Source organism: Paenibacillus mendelii (assembly GCF_024498075.1).
Classification (GTDB): domain Bacteria; phylum Bacillota; class Bacilli; order Paenibacillales; family Paenibacillaceae; genus Paenibacillus_Z; species Paenibacillus_Z mendelii.
The window spans coordinates 101,236-116,472 of record NZ_JANHOF010000010.1; the positions used below are offsets into that span (position 1 = coordinate 101,236).

Genomic DNA, 15,237 nt, shown 5'->3' on the forward strand with positions numbered 1-15,237 from the left:
ACTGACTAGTCAGTTCGATTATAGGGAAGCTGTTTAAAACTGTCAATCTTGTTTTAATCTTCATATCTGCCAAACTGGACGGAATGCTGAAGATCGGCCGTTTTCTTCACAGCAAAAATCCCCACACCGCCTCGGTGTGGGGACTCCTGCGCCGCTGAAGCCTTGTTGGCTTACAGCTGGCCTTGAATTTTGTTTTTGAGTGCATCCTTGGATTGCAGGCCGACCATTTTGTCCACTGGCTGTCCATCCTTGAACAGGATCAGCGTCGGAATGCTCATAACGCCGAATTGGGACGCGATTTCAGGCTCTTCGTCGACGTTGATCTTCGCGATTGTTGCCGAGCCTTCCAGCTCGCCGGAAAGCTCTTCAACGATCGGAAGCTGCATTTTACAAGGGCCGCACCATGGTGCCCAGAAATCAACGAGCGTTACGCCGCTCTCGATGCTTGGTTTGAAAGTATCCTTCGTCAGTGCTACTGCTGCCATTGTGAATCATCCTCTCGGTATAATAATTATTCTCCATGTATCCATGTATGAGAAGGGAGAACCCGTCACACCAAACGTTGGCAAAGCGTCCGCAAGATATCAGCAATCCTCGCAGCTGTGAATTTGCCCCAGCACATCAGCAATGGTTATGCTCCCGAAGTAGGATTCAAGATGCTTCTCCGCTTTGCAGAAGATGCCGTGCATAACCTCCTGCATATTGGAGCCGACAACGCAATCCATATCGGGATTACCGGAGCACCAGCCCGGGATCACGGAGCCTTGGGCCATCAGCCGGTACACATCGGACAACGATACGACAGCCGGATCAAGCGTCAACCGGTATCCACCGCCCGCGCCTTCGCGAGTATCCACATAACCGCCTTTACGCAAACAGCTCATGACTTTACGGATGCGGGCCGGATTGGTCGAGACATTCTCAGCGATGGCTTCGCTGGATGCCATCCGATCCGGTACATACGCCAAGTAAACCAAGCTGTGTACGGCTATCGTAAATTCGCTATTCATGTGTAACCCACCCCCGCTCTGTACTGTAATCATATCAGTTACAGTTGTCATTGTCAATGCGGACAGGTTCCTATTTTACGAAAAGAATGCCGCATTTATTCGGTGCGCCACATCCAATTGTATGAAGCTGCCACCGCTAGGCTGCCGCGCTCGCTCCCTCACTCTCCCCACCATCCATTACCACGTATCCGACAAGTCAAACAGCATATCGCTGGCTTCATTCTTCACCAGGCTTAAAACGCCTATTCAAACAAGTCAAGCTGACGTGGAGCGAGCGGGAGGGTATCCATCTGCAGCAGATTCATCAATTGCTTGGCATTGCTTGCTGCATCGCCTCCGGAGTTGTTGTTGAACACAACGCAAATCTCTTCGGTCTGCTGTTCAAGGCTGCGAAGCTGCTCCGCCCATTCCTGAAGCTCGCTGCGGTTGTAATTGTATAAGTAGCGGACGGCCCGCCAATTCGGATTTCCCCGCTGGCTCCAGCCGGATACATTGCGTCCATGCATGCGTACCATCGTCACCTGATCATGGGTCGCTTGAAGAACGGTCGGTACGGAAAAAGGAGCTACCTGGGGTTCATCGCATATGCTGTGGATCCAGCCCTCGCTTCTCATAAATTGCAGCGTCTTCGCCCGAAAGGTATCAGAGAACCAGCTTTGATGCCTGAATTCGAGCGCCGCAGGCAAATCCCCAATCAGACTCTTCGTTTCTCTCAGAACCTGAACATTCTCCCGGGTACAGTCAAACCATGGCGGGTATTGACACAGAACCGCTTTGAGCTTGCCCGCCTCCCAAAAGGGTTGAATCGATTCAAGAAACGGCTTCATGGTGGATTCAAGCTCCGTAAAGCCCGGCTGGCTGCGGTCATGGCCGGTTAGCCCTTTGTAGGCTTTGACGATGAAAGAGAAGGCCGGCGGTGTCATATCGGACCATCTCCTGCAAGTTTCCATACTCGGGATGGCATAGAAGGTTGAATCCACTTCAACAATCGGATAATGCTTGGCATAGTGCGCCAGCTTATCACCCGCTCTCACGCCAGGATTATAAAGCTCGTCATGGTCCCCCCAACCGGCAAGGCCAATAGCAATCACACTGATTCCCCTCTCCAACTAATGAATAAGAACCCGTCCAATCGATATTCATTATTCCATAGTAATGAAGGTTATAGAAGCTGTCCATCTCAGGTAGTCAGGGGCCATGAATTACCGCCGCCTGCATTCTTGCTTTCGTAAGTGATCTGCTTTAGCATGAGGTTAGATTACAAATCGATTAAGGGACTGAATCCACATGAAAATTGAAGTCTATTCCGATATGGTATGTCCATGGTGCCGAATCGGCAAACAAAATTTGAACAAGGCGCTCGAGCAGTGGGTCAGTGAAGGCGGCGAGCCTGCTGAGATTACATTCCGTGCCTTCCTGCTTGATCCGACCCTCCCCCCGGAAGGGCTTCCGTTCAAAGAAGTGATGTCGCAGAAGATGGGCGACAACTCCCGGATGCAGCAAGCTCTTGCGCAAGTGACGAACGCCGGCGCAGCCGTCGGCCTCACGTACCGGTTTGACCGGGTACAGCGGATGCCGAATACGAAGCTTGCCCACCGATTCGTCGCGCTTCTGAAGCCAGAGCTCAAGGAAACGGCCGTTAATGCGATCTTCCGCGCCTACTTTGAAGAAGGGCGGGATCTTGCGCAATTCAAGGAGATCGAGGCTATTGCGGCTGAATTGGGCGAGGATGCAACTGCCGTATTGGAACCCTTGCGCCAAGGCGGCGGAGAGGAAGCCGTTAACGCCGACTTGGCATTAGCGGCGAGAATCGGCGTAACCGGCGTGCCGTTCTTTGTCTTCGATAACAAGTATGCACTGTCTGGCGCTTATCCGCCCGATAAGCTTGTCGAGCTTATGCATCGCGTGAATAAGCAAGAATAGCATGAAGAAGCGGGCGCCTGCTGAATACGGGCGTCCGCTTCTTATTATAAGCTTATGACGTCGAAGACTTGAACAGCCGATAACCTTTGCGCACACCGTTCATAATCCACTCGGGAACAGGAACGGGACGCTTGGACAGATACGGCAGGTAAAGGTGGTTATACGCTTTCTTCAGATCGCTCCACATCGAGCAGGTGTCCTGCTTCAGGAAATCTGACACGTCCACGACAAGGCCGCGGCCTTCGTGTATCATGACGTTCTTCCCATGAACATCATGGGGGCGGAGCCCTCTTGACCGTGCATAGTCCAGCGCTTCATCGATATCCTTAATTGCCTGGGCAGGAATCGCAGTTCCCTCAAGTATGCATTGATACAAGGTTTTCCCCCGCAAACGCTTCAAAATCAAATATTGATAACTGTTGGCTTCATTCGCATAATAGCATTGTGAATAAGCGGAATGCTCGCCGAGCCGATCATACACCTGAACCTCGTCCTCGAAGCCATCCCGGCCAGGCGTATATACTTTGATCACGAGATCATCCGCAAGGGGATGCACGAATACGCCTGCATAATTACCCGCTCCGAGCTTAATCCATGGCTCCGGATATTGACGGACAATAATCGGTTCGCGGGGATGCATGCTTTCGATCAGCAGCTCCGGAAGCAGTGACCGTTCGACCCATGCTGCGAGCTCGCGAATTTCTATAGGGTTCGTCACGTCCGATTACGCTCCTTCATCTCGAACTCGTATGTTGAGTCTGTATCCCCATTGTAATTCGTGACTGGGCAAAAAGAAAGATCGTCATAGGCTCGGCCGCTAGTGCCCGCCCCCAACGATCCGTAAGCCAGCCACGCCGGCAATAATCATACCAATGAAAAGCAGCTTGCGTCTGTCCTTCGACTCTCCGAACACAAACATGCCAAGAAGTACACTCCCTGCCGATCCAATGCCGGTCCATACGCCGTAAGCCGTACTGATCGGAATTTCCTGCAGCGCTCTCGATAAGAAATAGAAGCTGAAGAAGCCCGAAATAATGGCGCCAACTGTTCCTTTCCACTTCTTGAATCCATCCGACCATTTCATGCAGGTAACGCCGCTAACTTCACCCAAGCCGGACAGCAGCAAGAATATCCAAGCCATTGTCAATCCCCCCCGTAGCTATACCTGATGCGAGCATTCATTTAGCGGCCCACGCCGCTAGGCGCTAGTATCAACCGTTTCCTCCTGCTGCGCGGCAGGTTCTCCTGCGTCCTTATCGGACGAAATCATTTTGAGTCCCACAATGCCGCCCACAAGAAGCGCCACGAAGAACAGTCTCAGCAAATCCGCCGGCTCGCCCAGCAGCAGCATTCCGATTACTACCGTTCCTGCCGTCCCAATTCCCGTAAACACCGCATAGGCCGTGCCAATCTCAATCATCCGCATCGACTTCGCAAACAGGTAGAAGCTGGCCGCCAGCATAACGATCGTAAGCACGGAGGGCAGCAGAATCGTAAACCCTTCCGAAGCCCGCAGCCCGAATGCCCAGCCGATCTCAAGCATACCGCCGACAAGCAAATAAACCCATGCCATATTGATATCATCCTCTCTTGCAGGTAATTGCTTTACAGAACCAAGCCCACAGCTGTTCCTGCCTCTCCAAGAAGAGCTCCTTATCATAAAGCTCCCGCTCCACAATCAATCCGTCCACCAATGCATAAAAGAGCGCAATCAGGCGACATTCTTCCTCTTCGTCAAGTTCTGCTCCACCATCCATGCATCCCCGAAAGAGAAGAACGATATGATGGGTCAGAAACCGCTCATGCCCGTCAAAGTCTTGCCGAAGACGCTCCCGCAAGTGACGGGGCGGCACCATAATCGCCCTTTTCAAAAATGACTTCTCCATGGTCGGCGTTCCGCGATCCGAATAATGATTGAACACCGCCCGCACTCGTTCTAGAGGCGGTTGATCAGCCGTCTGAGCAATAATCCTCAGAAGCTGATCGCAATCCTCCTGAATGACGAATTCCACCAAGGTAAGGAACAAATGCTCTTTCGATTCAAAATGAGCATAGATTGAAGGTGTCTTAATGCCGACGGCCTTTGCAATTTGGGACATGGAGGTCCCTTCATAGCCCGACTCCGTAAACAGCGTTAGCGCTGCAAGCTTCAATTTAGTAGCGGTCATACTCCGTACCTCCGCGATGATTCAAATCAAAGTATTTAACCCAAATAGGGTCCCGACATAGATGGATCATACGGTTCAATAACTTTACCTAACGATCGTTAGTCTCACATGATTCTAACTGCTCATTAAATGGATGTCAATGCATTTGTTATCGCGAAACTGATGTATTCGGTAAGGAAAATAAAGGACAGGTTCGTATCCAAGGAAATATTTACAAATGATGGATTACATGATATTATTAAATTACGTAATAACGTTATTGCGTAATTATGTTTAGTGAGGTGATGTTCATGACTGCATCTAGAGACTTCGCCGCTGAATTGGATACTATGAAGACACAGCTCTCCGAGCTTACCCAGCAAGTCAGGCTGCTGATAGGAGAAGCCGGCTCAACTACGGTCCACACTGAAGCAGCTATCCATCCGGAAGTTCCCGCTTCGCATGCACCTACAGAGGCTGCCGAATCCATGGCTTCGGCCGGTGAGCTCTACTTCTCCGGCTATTACAATCATGACAACACGCGATTTCGTTGGGAGCCTAAATCCCGGTCTGTCAGCCAGATTCTAGCCGCGGACGGGGACAAGGCCGCCAAGGTCATCGGAGCTCTCGGACATAAACAGCGGCTCGATATCATCCGCACAGTCCTGTATCAGCCGATGAACGGTGCCGAGCTGGTCGAACGATTGAATATGGGAACGACCGGCCAGCTGTACCACCATCTGAAGGCGCTGCTCGGCGCTGACCTGCTGCAGCAGGATGACCGCGGCGGCCGATACTCGATCCCCCGCCATCGCACCCTGCCTCTTCTGCTGCTGCTTGCCGCGACCTCCGATCTGCTCGATACGAGCGATTATCTGGACATGACCGAGGCTCGCGGCAATGCCGCAGCTTACCTCGGCAAGCCGGAGGGCAAGCACGACCCGCATGCCCTGCTGGGAGCCGTGCTGGAGAATAGCATCCTGGAGCATCAGGCGGGCTATTGCACGGAAGTGAATATTTATGTCCACGATAACAGAAGGGTGACCGTAGCTGACAACGGCCGCGGCATTCCGACCCGCGCCTTCCCGGGAACGGAAACGGATCGGTCCTGGCTCCAAACCGTCATGACCGACCTGCATAACCGGACGGCAATCGGCGCCTCGTACTCGGTACCGGGCGGCGAGAAAGGGATCAGCATCGCAGTAGTCAATGCACTGTCACTTCACCTGCAGGTCGAGACGCGGCGCGACGGCTCGATCAATCGCCAGGACTACAGCCATGGGATTCCACGATGCGCCTTGACACCGGTTGGCACAACCGGCGAGACCGGCATAAGCGTTACCTTCGAGCCCGATCCGGAATTGTTCCACGCCTCCTTCGACCGGGCTACAATCGAGACAATGCGGGCAGAACGTTCCGTGCTGTATCCCGGGCTGACCCTTCGGGTTCACGCTTAGCCTCGCATCCAACAAGAAAGAAGCCTTGAGCGTGGACGTAAGTCGTCTGCTCTCGGCTTCTTTTATATACTGCTCTTGAATGGGCTACCCCTTACCGAATCCTGAATGGTATTTCTTCAAGCTGGAGGACTCATTCTTCGTATGCGTCTGGCGCTTCTCCTCTTTCTTGTCGAGGTTCAGGTCCTCCATTGGAATGGGGTCTACATTCTTCTGGCTTTCCCACATATCGAACAAGCTCGGCTCATTGGTCGGGTATTGTTCCGGATGGTCACGACTATTCTTCGGATCAACATGGGTTGTCTTCTTCTTATCCTTTGCCATACCAGATCACCTCTCATTGTGACTTGTACTACCTACATACCTCCAGAACGTGATCCGCAAACAATGGACTACTTACACGATAGAGGCAGATTGCGCTCGAGTGCCGGAGACGTACCATAGCCGGCTCCGTCTCGTGTTTCAGGAGCTGTAACGGTAGAATACGGCCTTACAGCTCTACGGCGGCTGCACTACGTGAGCTGTTACTCCCTTTTCTGGCGTTACAGCCGCAGGTTGCTGGCTCCTCTTCGAGATTCTAGAGCTGTAACGGTAGAATACGGCCTTACAGCTCTACGGCGGCTGCACTACGCGAGCTGTTATTCCCTTTTCTGGCGTTACAGCCGCAGATGGCCGGCTCCTCTTCCAGATTCGGGAGCTGTAACGGTAAAATCCGGCCTTACAGCTCTACTGCGGCTGCACTACGCGAGCTGTAACTCCGTTTTCTGGCGTTACAGCCGCAGGTTGCCGGCTCCTCTTCCAGATTCTGGAGCTGTTACGGTAGAATCCGGCCTTACAGCTCTGCTGCGGCTTCACTCTGCGAGCTGTAACTCCGTTTTCTGGCGTTACAGCCTCATACGGACAGCCCCTCTTCCAGATTAAGGAGCTGTAACGGTAAAAACCGGCCTTACAGCTCTACTGCGGCTGCACTACGCGAGCTGTAACTCCGTTTTCTGGCGTTACAGCCGCAGATGGCCGCCTCCCTTCCAGATTCAGGAGCTGTAACGGTAGAATCCGGCCTTACAGCTCTGCTGCGGCTTCACTCTGCAAGCTGTAACTCCCTTTTCTGGCGTTACAGCCGCAGACGGCATCCGGCCATCCTTCCAAATATGGAATTACAGCCGCATGCTATCTCGGCAGGCTTTGATCCTTTCCCGATCAGTACGGCGGCAGCGGCTACCACTGCCGGGCTACTGAAAAAAGATGGAGCCGCGACATGCGCAGCTCCATCTCTCCTATTTTGTATATTGTTTCAGCACGCTGCGGATTTCCGCGTTCAACTCGCCTAGCGCCGGTGCGGCGACGGGTTCATCCGTCAGCTCGTAGCGCTGCTTCAGCTCCAATATTCGAAGCACACTCTCGTCTATACGCTGCTCCGTCAGCTCACCCTTACCCACGCTTTTCTTCAAGGCTTGAATGACCTTATCGACATTGCCATACTCATGCGCGACCAGCACGATATCGCTTCCGGCCTTGATCGTCTGGACAGCAGCCTCGCCAATGCCGAAGTTCTTCGCGATCGCACCCATCGTCATATCATCGGTCATCACCACGCCCTCGAATCCGAGCGTTCCGCGCAATTGGCCGGTTATAACGGCCTTCGATAACGAGGCTGGATACTTGTCGTCCAGCTTCGGAAACAGAATATGGGCAATCATGACCGCATCCGTCCCCTGATGGATCGCTTCGGCGAACGGCAGCCATTCGAAAGCCTTCAACTGCTCCAGATCTTTGTGTACGACAGGCAGCTCCAGATGAGAATCCACCGAGGTATCCCCGTGACCCGGAAAATGCTTCACGACCGGAATAACGCCCTCGCCTCGAATAGCGCCCATGACCGCCATTCCCATAGTCGTCACCTTATCCGCAGTCGACCCGTAGGAGCGCGTGCCAATGACCGGATTGTCCGGATTGCTGTTGATATCAAGAACCGGGGCAAAATCCATATTGATCCCCATCGCCTCCGATTCCCGGGCAAGCAGCGATCCTACCGCAGAGGCAAACGGCAATTCATCTGCTGCACCGATCACCGCGGCTGAAGGCAGGGCTTCCAGCCCAGGAAGCCGGCTGACCTTGCCCCCCTCCTGATCAACGGACAACAGGAGCGGAGCCGCGCCTGCTCCATTCCACTCCTTCAGCTTATTCACATACTTAACGACCTCCTTAGGTGAGGCCAGGTTATCTTTATAGAAGATGATACCCCCAACATGCTGCTCGGCGATCATCCGCTTATCCTTGTCATTGGCAGAGGTTCCTTCTACGCCAGCAATGATAAGCTGGCCGATCTTCTCGTCAAGTGACATCTTCGCCAGTGCCTGTCTGAGTAAGCCATCCTCAGGCTCGGCGTTTCGATCGTCCTCATCATTCCCCGCGCCCGTGTTGCCCGCATTTCCCGTATTGCCTGTATTACCTGAATTACCTGTAACGCCTGTATTTCCTGTCGGCGGTTCTGCGGGCTGCTGTTGGTTGGATTCGCCCGGTTGAATGGGATGGTTTCCTTGGTTCACCGCCTGATTGCCGTTCTTCGCGCAGCCGATAATGCCCACGCTTAACAACAGAATGGCAGCAATGATCCACAATTGTCGTCTCTTCATGCCGCACCTCGCTCTCGACGCTCATTTCGCTCTTCGCGTTCTATGAACTATAGTTAACCCCGTTGATCATTATATACCATTGGACAGACGGTTTCATTCGCGCCAATTCCACGGCTCGATCCGGCCAAGCTCGAATAGATGCAATTGCTTCTCCTGCTTCAGCTTTTCCAGCTCTCTGATTGGCCCTGTCACGATCGCGCCATAGACTTGAAGCCCCTGCTCGTTCAAGTAGGCCATCCGGGCTTTATCGAGTGACCGTCCGTTATAGTCTCCTTGATCAATCAGCCATGGGATATCCTTCATAAATTGATGCTCGGATTTCTCCAGGCCGTCCTTATCCGCAATCAAACGCGTCCAAGACCTCGTGCGATCCATATATTCAACGTAAGGTCTTAGCATTAATGCCGGTACATAAATAATCTGGCCCGAAGAGGAGTGCGACATCCGACTGAGCTCCTCCGTCTGGAGTTCGCCCGAATAAACCGGCATCGCAACAACTCTTAGATCATAAGGGGCAAGCAAGTCGAATAGTTGTTCCGGATCCATACCCGTTACAGTCGAGAATGCCATCTCGCCCACATATCCATCCTCCATGCGCGCAAACCGGTTCCAATCCGCATTAAGAGGATTCGTCATCAGCTGTTGCGAAGGATCCCCAGGATACAAATCCGGCGGCAGCGCGAATGAATAGCTTTTCCTTTCATTGAGATACTGTTCATTCAGCTGCAGCGTATAGGAGTAATCGCCGAAAATCGGCTTCCTTGCCGTCACTTCCCCAACCACGACATCCCACTCGCCTACGGGTCTGTATACTTTAAACGTCATCACTTGGGTTAGAAGACCCGTCAGCTCTACTGCAGGTGTGCCCGTCTTATCTGCAAACAGACCCGTTTCATGAGTCTCAACAAGCGTATGAACATAGCGTATAAACGCCTCGTTCTTCCCCGTCTTCAGGAACGTAATATTTGCCACCATCATATAAATCAGAAATACAAAATAGAGGACGAGCAGCGTTGCAGCCACACTCCGCATAACGGCAAAGCGCGTCCGCCAAATCATTCGCTTGAATTTCTTCTCCTCCCTAGCTGTTAAGCCGGGCACCGGATCCAGCTCTCCCCGCTGCTTCCGCCATTCATCAAGAAGACGCTCCTCGCGGTCTTCCTCTCTAGCTGTGCGTGAATCGTCACTCATTCCTCTCGCCGCCTTCCATTGTCTCCGCAATCTGTTTAAATTTCGTTTTACTCCGATGCAGGTTCACCTTTACCTGGCTTAGACTGATATCGAGCAATTCGGCCAGCTCCAAGTAGGAAAAGCCTTCAATTTCCCTTAAATATAGAATCGTTCGATAATGCTCGGGGAGCTGGCCCATTATAGCCGCGATCGAGCTCCTGCTTAATTCCTGCCGGTAGGCCTCTTCCGGCATCGGATAGCTGCTCATTCCGGTCGACTGCAGCTCCACCTGACGGAGCATCTCCGCTTCCTTCCCCCTTCTCCTCATCCAATCGATCATCAAATTGCGAGCCACTTTATAGAGCCATGCACGTATGAGCCTCGTATCCTCAAGCCGGAGGGACAGCATCGCACGATAAAAGGTTTCCTGCAGCAGCTCCTCGGCGGCTTCCTTCGATCCGCATGTCCGGTACAAATATCGGTACAGAGGGGGCTGATACGCTTTAAACAACTCTGTGAATGTATGGTGATTCATTGCGACGCTCCCCTCCTCTACCCCCTGATAACGAACGAAACTCGATTTTGTTACATCATCCGCTGCACGGAGTCACAATAATACGGAAATATGCCCTGTATAATTAATGAGATCAATTTTCACATGTGGGTAATTCACGATCAAAAAGAAGTTGTCCACAAACTTATTCACATTCAATCAACATTATCCACAGCCGCCTGTGGAAATAAAGAATCGCTGCCTCTTTCTTGTCCACAGCGTGTATTCTCCGGGAACTCATCCACATGTTAACAAAAAAAACGCCTTTCCATTATGGCTGTATACAACCGTAATGGAAAGGCGTTTCGTAACTTATTTTAGGAGATTAAATGGTCCAATAGCTCCAGTCCGAGCGGCGCTTGCCTAGCGAATCAATCCAGCGGAGAGTAACATCGAATGCCTGATCCCGCGTCGACTTCGAGGAGAAGGTGTGATCTGCCTGCATAATGACCTCTTTATCGCAGCAGCCTTCCTTGCGCAGCCAGAACGTCTTCTGATACAGGAAGCAATAGTCGACGGGAACGACCGTATCGGCCGTACCATGCACGATCAGCACGTCGCCATTATAGCTGCGCAGCTCAGTGAGCGGCTGATATTCCGCCAATGAGTTGGTGAAATGCTGCGTAAGCTCATAATGCAAATAGTCGCTTTTGCCTGTCTTCTCGATTTCCTCGACCGCTTGCTTCCCGATAATATTGCGGATATCCATATAGGGGTGCGCTACCGGCGCCCATAACACGAGCGACTTCACCCGGCTGTCCCTCGCAGCCGTCAGTACGGCCACTGCCCCGCCCAAGCTGTGTCCGAGCAGAATGATGCGATCCGGGTCAACCAGATCGAGACCTGCCGTATAGTCAAGCACGGTCCGTGTTTGCTCGATCAGCTTATCAAGTCCGCCACTGCCGTAGTCTCCGGTGCTTTCGCCGCAGCCGCCATAGTCGAAACGCAGAACAAGATAGCCGCTATTCGTCAGCTGTTCCGCAGCCTCGACGAATAGGCGATCTGTACCGATCCGATTACCGACGAAACCATGGCAAATCACAACGATCGGGTACTTCTTCGTCCCTCGTTCGACTTTATCAGATTCAGGATACTGTAGGACACCGGACAGCTGCACATCGCCGCTCTTTATCGTTATGGGATGATTCATACGTAGGCACCGCCTTTATTCCTATAATTCATACTACTTTACTTGGTTATAACTTTATCATGATTTTTATTGACCGTCAAACATTTTCTGCCTATAGGAGGAGCCGCACCTGCTCCCTTAATCATGCTCTGTTTCTGTTTCTGTTTTCCGTGTCTGTTTCTGTTTCCATTCCCAGTTTCTGTTTTCGTTTCTGTGTACGTGTCCGTGTCAAGTTTCTATGTCGAGTCCGTTTCCGTTTCTATGTCCAAACCTTTCATCGCCTTGCCTTCCTTGGCCTGCACCCACTTCAAAGCTTCGCGTACGCTAAGCGGTGACAGCTTCGTCTCGGCTACAAAAGCGATGACCGCCTCTTTGTCCGTCTTCGAGTACTCCCGCAGCGCCCATCCAATGGCTTTACGGATAAAGAAATCATCTTCCCCTGCACAGCGTCGTATGTAATCGAATAGAAGCTGCTGGTCCGTATCTCGCTTGTACCCCAGCTGAAACAATATGGCGCTGCGCCGCAGCCACAGATCTTCCGAAGCGATCCAAATATCCGTGTAGACAGGTATTAACTCCGGATAACGGGTGAACAGACCGCCGACGAGCTTACCGGCAATAAGATCCACCGTATCCCACCATGATTTCGTCGTTATCATCCACTGCAGCAGTTCAATCCGCTCCGGCTCGGACTGCTTCATGCGCTTCTCCAGCAGGTGCATGGCCGTATATTGAAACTCCCGCTCCGGCAGCAGCCACAGCTCCCGAACGATCTGTTCCAGCTCTTCATCCGGCGGCATCCCGTATTCCAATAGAAAAGACCGGGTTAATATAACCCGCTCCGGATTTTTCAATCCGAGAAAGGGAAACCGATTCCGCATATACGTGGACATCGGCCCCGCATTCGCCTCATTCGCCTGGCTCCGCAGCCACTCTTCCAACTGATTGACATAGGCACTATTCATCGCTTCTCCCCATTCCAATCGATCGCTTCACCTTTAATTAACTCCATTAAGTGTACACCATATTGAGGAGGCTTCCAAACCCAGACACCGCTTTGACCCAGCCCTTAGACTGTCCCTTTCGCCGGCCCCAAACTCCTTCCGCGCCGACCAGTACCGCCGCAACGCAAGAAAGAAACGGATCGCTCCGTTCATTAGGCGGCTGAATAGGTACAACAATAAGTTCCACACAATAAAACCGCATCATCGTTTAGATGATGCGGTTCGTATAAGGACTAAGCGTAGTGGCAAGCCGCCAGATGGCCCGGCTTCACTTCACGCAGCTGCGGCATCTCGGCTGCACAGCGTTCGGTTGCTGCCGGACAGCGCGTGCGGAACGGGCATCCGCTAGGCGGATTGATCGGGCTTGGGATGTCGCCCTTAAGCACGATCCGCTCCTTGCGGGCTTCGATATCCGGGTCAGGCACCGGAATCGAGGACAGAAGTGCTTGTGTATACGGATGCTTCGCATCGGCGTACAAGTCCGCGCTCTCTGCAAGCTCGACCAGCTTCCCTAAGTACATGACCGCCACCCGATCGCTGATATGCTTCACCATCGCCAAGTCATGCGCGATGAACATATAGGTAAAGCCCTCGGAGCGTTGAAGCTCCTTTAGCAGGTTAACAATCTGTGCTTGAATCGATACGTCGAGTGCCGAGATCGGCTCGTCGCATACGATGAATTGCGGATCGACCGCAAGCGAGCGGGCAATCCCGATACGCTGACGTTGACCGCCCGAGAATTCATGCGGATAACGATCCGCATGCGAGGATTGCAGCCCTACGCGCTCCAGTAGACTCTCCACCTTCATCCGGCGCTCCTTGCGGCTGCCAGCCAGATTATGCAGATCAAGCGGTTCGGCTATAATGTTTTCCACCGACCAGCGCGGGTTGAGTGAAGCATATGGGTCCTGAAACACCATCTGCATCTGACGGCGCATCGCTTTCAGCTTGCTTCCGCCCATCTTATATATATTCTGGCCGTTAAAGGTGACTGTCCCTGCTGTCGGCTCATACAACCGCAGAATCGTCCGTCCAGCCGTCGATTTCCCACAGCCGGATTCGCCCACGACTCCAAGTGTCTCACCTTTATATATGCCGAGCGTCAAATCATTAACTGCCTTAAGTGTTTGCCCATCAGCTACTTGAAAATGTTTACTTAGCCCTTCGATTTCCACCAAGGGCGCGGAGTTTCCATTCATGCCATTCACTCCTCTCTATACGAGCTATGGTGAAGCCAGCACCGGGATGCATGGGTCTCGCTGTGCGTGATCATCTTCGAATCTACTTCGGTACATATTTTCATCGCAAAGTCGCAGCGATCACAGAACGCACAGCCGATAGGCGGATTCGCCATGTTCGGCGGTGTACCGTCAATCGGAATGAGAGGCTCATCCTTCGGTTGATCCAAACGAGGAAGCGAACGGAGCAGTCCGCGCGTGTACGGATGCTTCGGATTCTTAAAGATCTCATCCTTCGTCCCTTCCTCGACTACCTTCCCTGCGTACATGACAATAACACGGTCACACATATCAGCCACAATGCCAAGGTCATGCGTAATCAAAATAATCGACGTACCCAGCCGTTCTTGCAGATCCTTCATCAATTCCAATATTTGCGCCTGAATCGTTACGTCCAAAGCCGTGGTCGGCTCATCCGCGATCAGGAGCGTAGGATCACAAGCTAGGGCAATCGCAATCATCGCCCGCTGCCGCATCCCGCCCGAGAATTCATGGGGATATTGGGAGAAGCGCTGATCCGGGCTCGGCAATCCGACTAGTCGGAGCATCTCGATCGCACGCAGACGGGCCTGTTTCTTGTCCATGTTCTGGTGCTTGATCAGGACTTCCGTAATTTGCCGGCCGATCGTCATCGTCGGATTGAGCGAGGTCATCGGATCCTGGAAGATCATCCCCATTTCTTTCCCACGGATCGCTTCCATTTCCTTCTCAGACTTCTTCAAGATATTTTGGCCGTTAAATTGGATCGTACCGCCCTTCACCATTCCAGGCGGTGAAGGAATAAGCCGCATGATCGACTGGGCGGTGACGCTCTTACCGCTGCCAGACTCGCCGACAATCGCAAGCGCCTCGCCCTTCTTCAGGTCGAACGTGACATTGCGTACCCCCTGAACCTCCCCGCTGCGCGTACGAAACGCAACCTGGAGCTCTTTAACGGATAATACTGTATCGTTATCATTCATCGACATTCACCTCC

Annotated in this window: 17 protein-coding genes; 2 read left to right on the forward strand and 15 right to left on the reverse strand. The window is 52.6% G+C overall.

All coding sequences use genetic code 11. The annotated features are described in order from the left end of the window. Positions 1-170: 170 nt before the first annotated feature. From trxA to NNL21_RS24850, 3 genes are all read right to left on the reverse strand, one after another. The gene (gene trxA / locus NNL21_RS24840; protein ID WP_204820113.1) at positions 171-485 is read right to left on the reverse strand and encodes a thioredoxin; all 315 of its coding nucleotides are present in this window, start codon (positions 483-485) and stop codon (positions 171-173) included. A gap of 99 nt (positions 486-584) precedes the next feature. Beyond that, the gene (locus NNL21_RS24845; protein WP_204820114.1) at positions 585-1,010 is read right to left on the reverse strand and encodes an RrF2 family transcriptional regulator; all 426 of its coding nucleotides are present in this window, start codon (positions 1,008-1,010) and stop codon (positions 585-587) included. Positions 1,011-1,252: 242 nt separating this feature from the next. Further along, positions 1,253-2,101 (reverse strand): DUF72 domain-containing protein, encoded by an 849-nt coding sequence (locus NNL21_RS24850; RefSeq protein WP_204820115.1) that lies wholly within the window; start codon positions 2,099-2,101, stop codon positions 1,253-1,255. A gap of 196 nt (positions 2,102-2,297) precedes the next feature. On the opposite strand from NNL21_RS24850, the gene NNL21_RS24855 reads away from it, so the two are divergent. After that, positions 2,298-2,933: a DsbA family oxidoreductase gene (locus NNL21_RS24855; protein WP_204820116.1), complete on the forward strand. Its 636-nt coding sequence runs from the start codon at positions 2,298-2,300 to the stop codon at positions 2,931-2,933. Positions 2,934-2,985: 52 nt separating this feature from the next. On the opposite strand, the gene NNL21_RS24860 is transcribed toward NNL21_RS24855, so the two are convergent. The 4 genes from NNL21_RS24860 to NNL21_RS24875 all read right to left on the reverse strand — a co-directional run bounded on the left by NNL21_RS24860 (position 2,986) and on the right by NNL21_RS24875 (position 5,101). Then, a complete protein-coding gene (locus tag NNL21_RS24860) occupies positions 2,986-3,651 on the reverse strand; it encodes a serine/threonine-protein kinase (protein ID WP_204820117.1) in 666 nt (221 codons plus the stop codon). A gap of 99 nt (positions 3,652-3,750) precedes the next feature. Further along, the gene (locus NNL21_RS24865) at positions 3,751-4,074 is read right to left on the reverse strand and encodes a DMT family transporter (RefSeq protein WP_204820118.1); all 324 of its coding nucleotides are present in this window, start codon (positions 4,072-4,074) and stop codon (positions 3,751-3,753) included. Positions 4,075-4,131: 57 nt separating this feature from the next. Beyond that, positions 4,132-4,506, reverse strand: coding sequence for a DMT family transporter (locus tag NNL21_RS24870; protein WP_204820119.1), 375 nt, complete (start codon positions 4,504-4,506; stop codon positions 4,132-4,134). A gap of 7 nt (positions 4,507-4,513) precedes the next feature. Further along, entirely contained in the window at positions 4,514-5,101 is a 588-nt protein-coding gene (locus NNL21_RS24875) for a TetR/AcrR family transcriptional regulator (RefSeq protein WP_204820120.1), read from the reverse strand. Positions 5,102-5,391: 290 nt separating this feature from the next. On the opposite strand from NNL21_RS24875, the gene NNL21_RS24880 reads away from it, so the two are divergent. Further along, positions 5,392-6,537: an ATP-binding protein gene (locus NNL21_RS24880; RefSeq protein ID WP_204820121.1), complete on the forward strand. Its 1,146-nt coding sequence runs from the start codon at positions 5,392-5,394 to the stop codon at positions 6,535-6,537. An 84-nt stretch (positions 6,538-6,621) separates the two neighbouring features. On the opposite strand, the gene NNL21_RS24885 is transcribed toward NNL21_RS24880, so the two are convergent. From NNL21_RS24885 to NNL21_RS24920, 8 genes are all read right to left on the reverse strand, one after another. Continuing rightward, positions 6,622-6,858 (reverse strand): YczO family protein, encoded by a 237-nt coding sequence (locus tag NNL21_RS24885; RefSeq protein ID WP_204820122.1) that lies wholly within the window; start codon positions 6,856-6,858, stop codon positions 6,622-6,624. A 950-nt stretch (positions 6,859-7,808) separates the two neighbouring features. Next, positions 7,809-9,167: a beta-N-acetylhexosaminidase gene (nagZ, locus tag NNL21_RS24890; RefSeq protein WP_204820123.1), complete on the reverse strand. Its 1,359-nt coding sequence runs from the start codon at positions 9,165-9,167 to the stop codon at positions 7,809-7,811. 93 nt (positions 9,168-9,260) lie between these two features. Further along, entirely contained in the window at positions 9,261-10,358 is a 1,098-nt protein-coding gene (locus NNL21_RS24895) for an anti sigma factor C-terminal domain-containing protein (RefSeq protein WP_204820124.1), read from the reverse strand. After that, a complete protein-coding gene (locus tag NNL21_RS24900; RefSeq protein ID WP_204820125.1) occupies positions 10,351-10,872 on the reverse strand; it encodes an RNA polymerase sigma factor in 522 nt (173 codons plus the stop codon). Before NNL21_RS24900 ends, NNL21_RS24895 begins: the two co-directional genes overlap by 8 nt. A 343-nt stretch (positions 10,873-11,215) precedes the next feature. Then, entirely contained in the window at positions 11,216-12,040 is an 825-nt protein-coding gene (locus NNL21_RS24905; protein ID WP_204820126.1) for an alpha/beta hydrolase family protein, read from the reverse strand. A 215-nt stretch (positions 12,041-12,255) separates the two neighbouring features. Further along, positions 12,256-12,984, reverse strand: a complete 729-nt coding sequence (locus NNL21_RS24910; RefSeq protein WP_204820127.1) for a DNA alkylation repair protein — start codon at positions 12,982-12,984, stop codon at positions 12,256-12,258. Between the two features lie 272 nt (positions 12,985-13,256). After that, entirely contained in the window at positions 13,257-14,222 is a 966-nt protein-coding gene (locus NNL21_RS24915) for an ABC transporter ATP-binding protein (RefSeq protein ID WP_204820128.1), read from the reverse strand. Positions 14,223-14,227: 5 nt separating this feature from the next. Beyond that, positions 14,228-15,223 carry an ABC transporter ATP-binding protein gene (locus NNL21_RS24920; protein WP_204820129.1) on the reverse strand — a complete coding sequence of 332 codons (996 nt, stop codon included), beginning with the start codon at positions 15,221-15,223 and terminating at the stop codon, positions 14,228-14,230. Positions 15,224-15,237: the final 14 nt, after the last annotated feature.

What these genes read in the sequence shown, in the direction of transcription:
- trxA (WP_204820113.1), bottom strand. Translation starts at nt 485, where the DNA reads ATGGCAGCAGTAGCACTGACGAAGGATACTTTCAAACCAAGCATCGAG.
- NNL21_RS24845 (WP_204820114.1), bottom strand. Translation starts at nt 1,010, where the DNA reads ATGAATAGCGAATTTACGATAGCCGTACACAGCTTGGTTTACTTGGCG.
- NNL21_RS24855 (WP_204820116.1), top strand. Translation starts at nt 2,298, where the DNA reads ATGAAAATTGAAGTCTATTCCGATATGGTATGTCCATGGTGCCGAATC.
- NNL21_RS24865 (WP_204820118.1), bottom strand. Translation starts at nt 4,074, where the DNA reads ATGGCTTGGATATTCTTGCTGCTGTCCGGCTTGGGTGAAGTTAGCGGC.
- NNL21_RS24870 (WP_204820119.1), bottom strand. Translation starts at nt 4,506, where the DNA reads ATGGCATGGGTTTATTTGCTTGTCGGCGGTATGCTTGAGATCGGCTGG.
- NNL21_RS24875 (WP_204820120.1), bottom strand. Translation starts at nt 5,101, where the DNA reads ATGACCGCTACTAAATTGAAGCTTGCAGCGCTAACGCTGTTTACGGAG.
- NNL21_RS24880 (WP_204820121.1), top strand. Translation starts at nt 5,392, where the DNA reads ATGACTGCATCTAGAGACTTCGCCGCTGAATTGGATACTATGAAGACA.
- NNL21_RS24885 (WP_204820122.1), bottom strand. Translation starts at nt 6,858, where the DNA reads ATGGCAAAGGATAAGAAGAAGACAACCCATGTTGATCCGAAGAATAGT.
- nagZ (WP_204820123.1), bottom strand. Translation starts at nt 9,167, where the DNA reads ATGAAGAGACGACAATTGTGGATCATTGCTGCCATTCTGTTGTTAAGC.
- NNL21_RS24895 (WP_204820124.1), bottom strand. Translation starts at nt 10,358, where the DNA reads ATGAGTGACGATTCACGCACAGCTAGAGAGGAAGACCGCGAGGAGCGT.
- NNL21_RS24900 (WP_204820125.1), bottom strand. Translation starts at nt 10,872, where the DNA reads ATGAATCACCATACATTCACAGAGTTGTTTAAAGCGTATCAGCCCCCT.
- NNL21_RS24905 (WP_204820126.1), bottom strand. Translation starts at nt 12,040, where the DNA reads ATGAATCATCCCATAACGATAAAGAGCGGCGATGTGCAGCTGTCCGGT.
- NNL21_RS24910 (WP_204820127.1), bottom strand. Translation starts at nt 12,984, where the DNA reads ATGAATAGTGCCTATGTCAATCAGTTGGAAGAGTGGCTGCGGAGCCAG.
- NNL21_RS24915 (WP_204820128.1), bottom strand. Translation starts at nt 14,222, where the DNA reads ATGAATGGAAACTCCGCGCCCTTGGTGGAAATCGAAGGGCTAAGTAAA.
- NNL21_RS24920 (WP_204820129.1), bottom strand. Translation starts at nt 15,223, where the DNA reads ATGAATGATAACGATACAGTATTATCCGTTAAAGAGCTCCAGGTTGCG.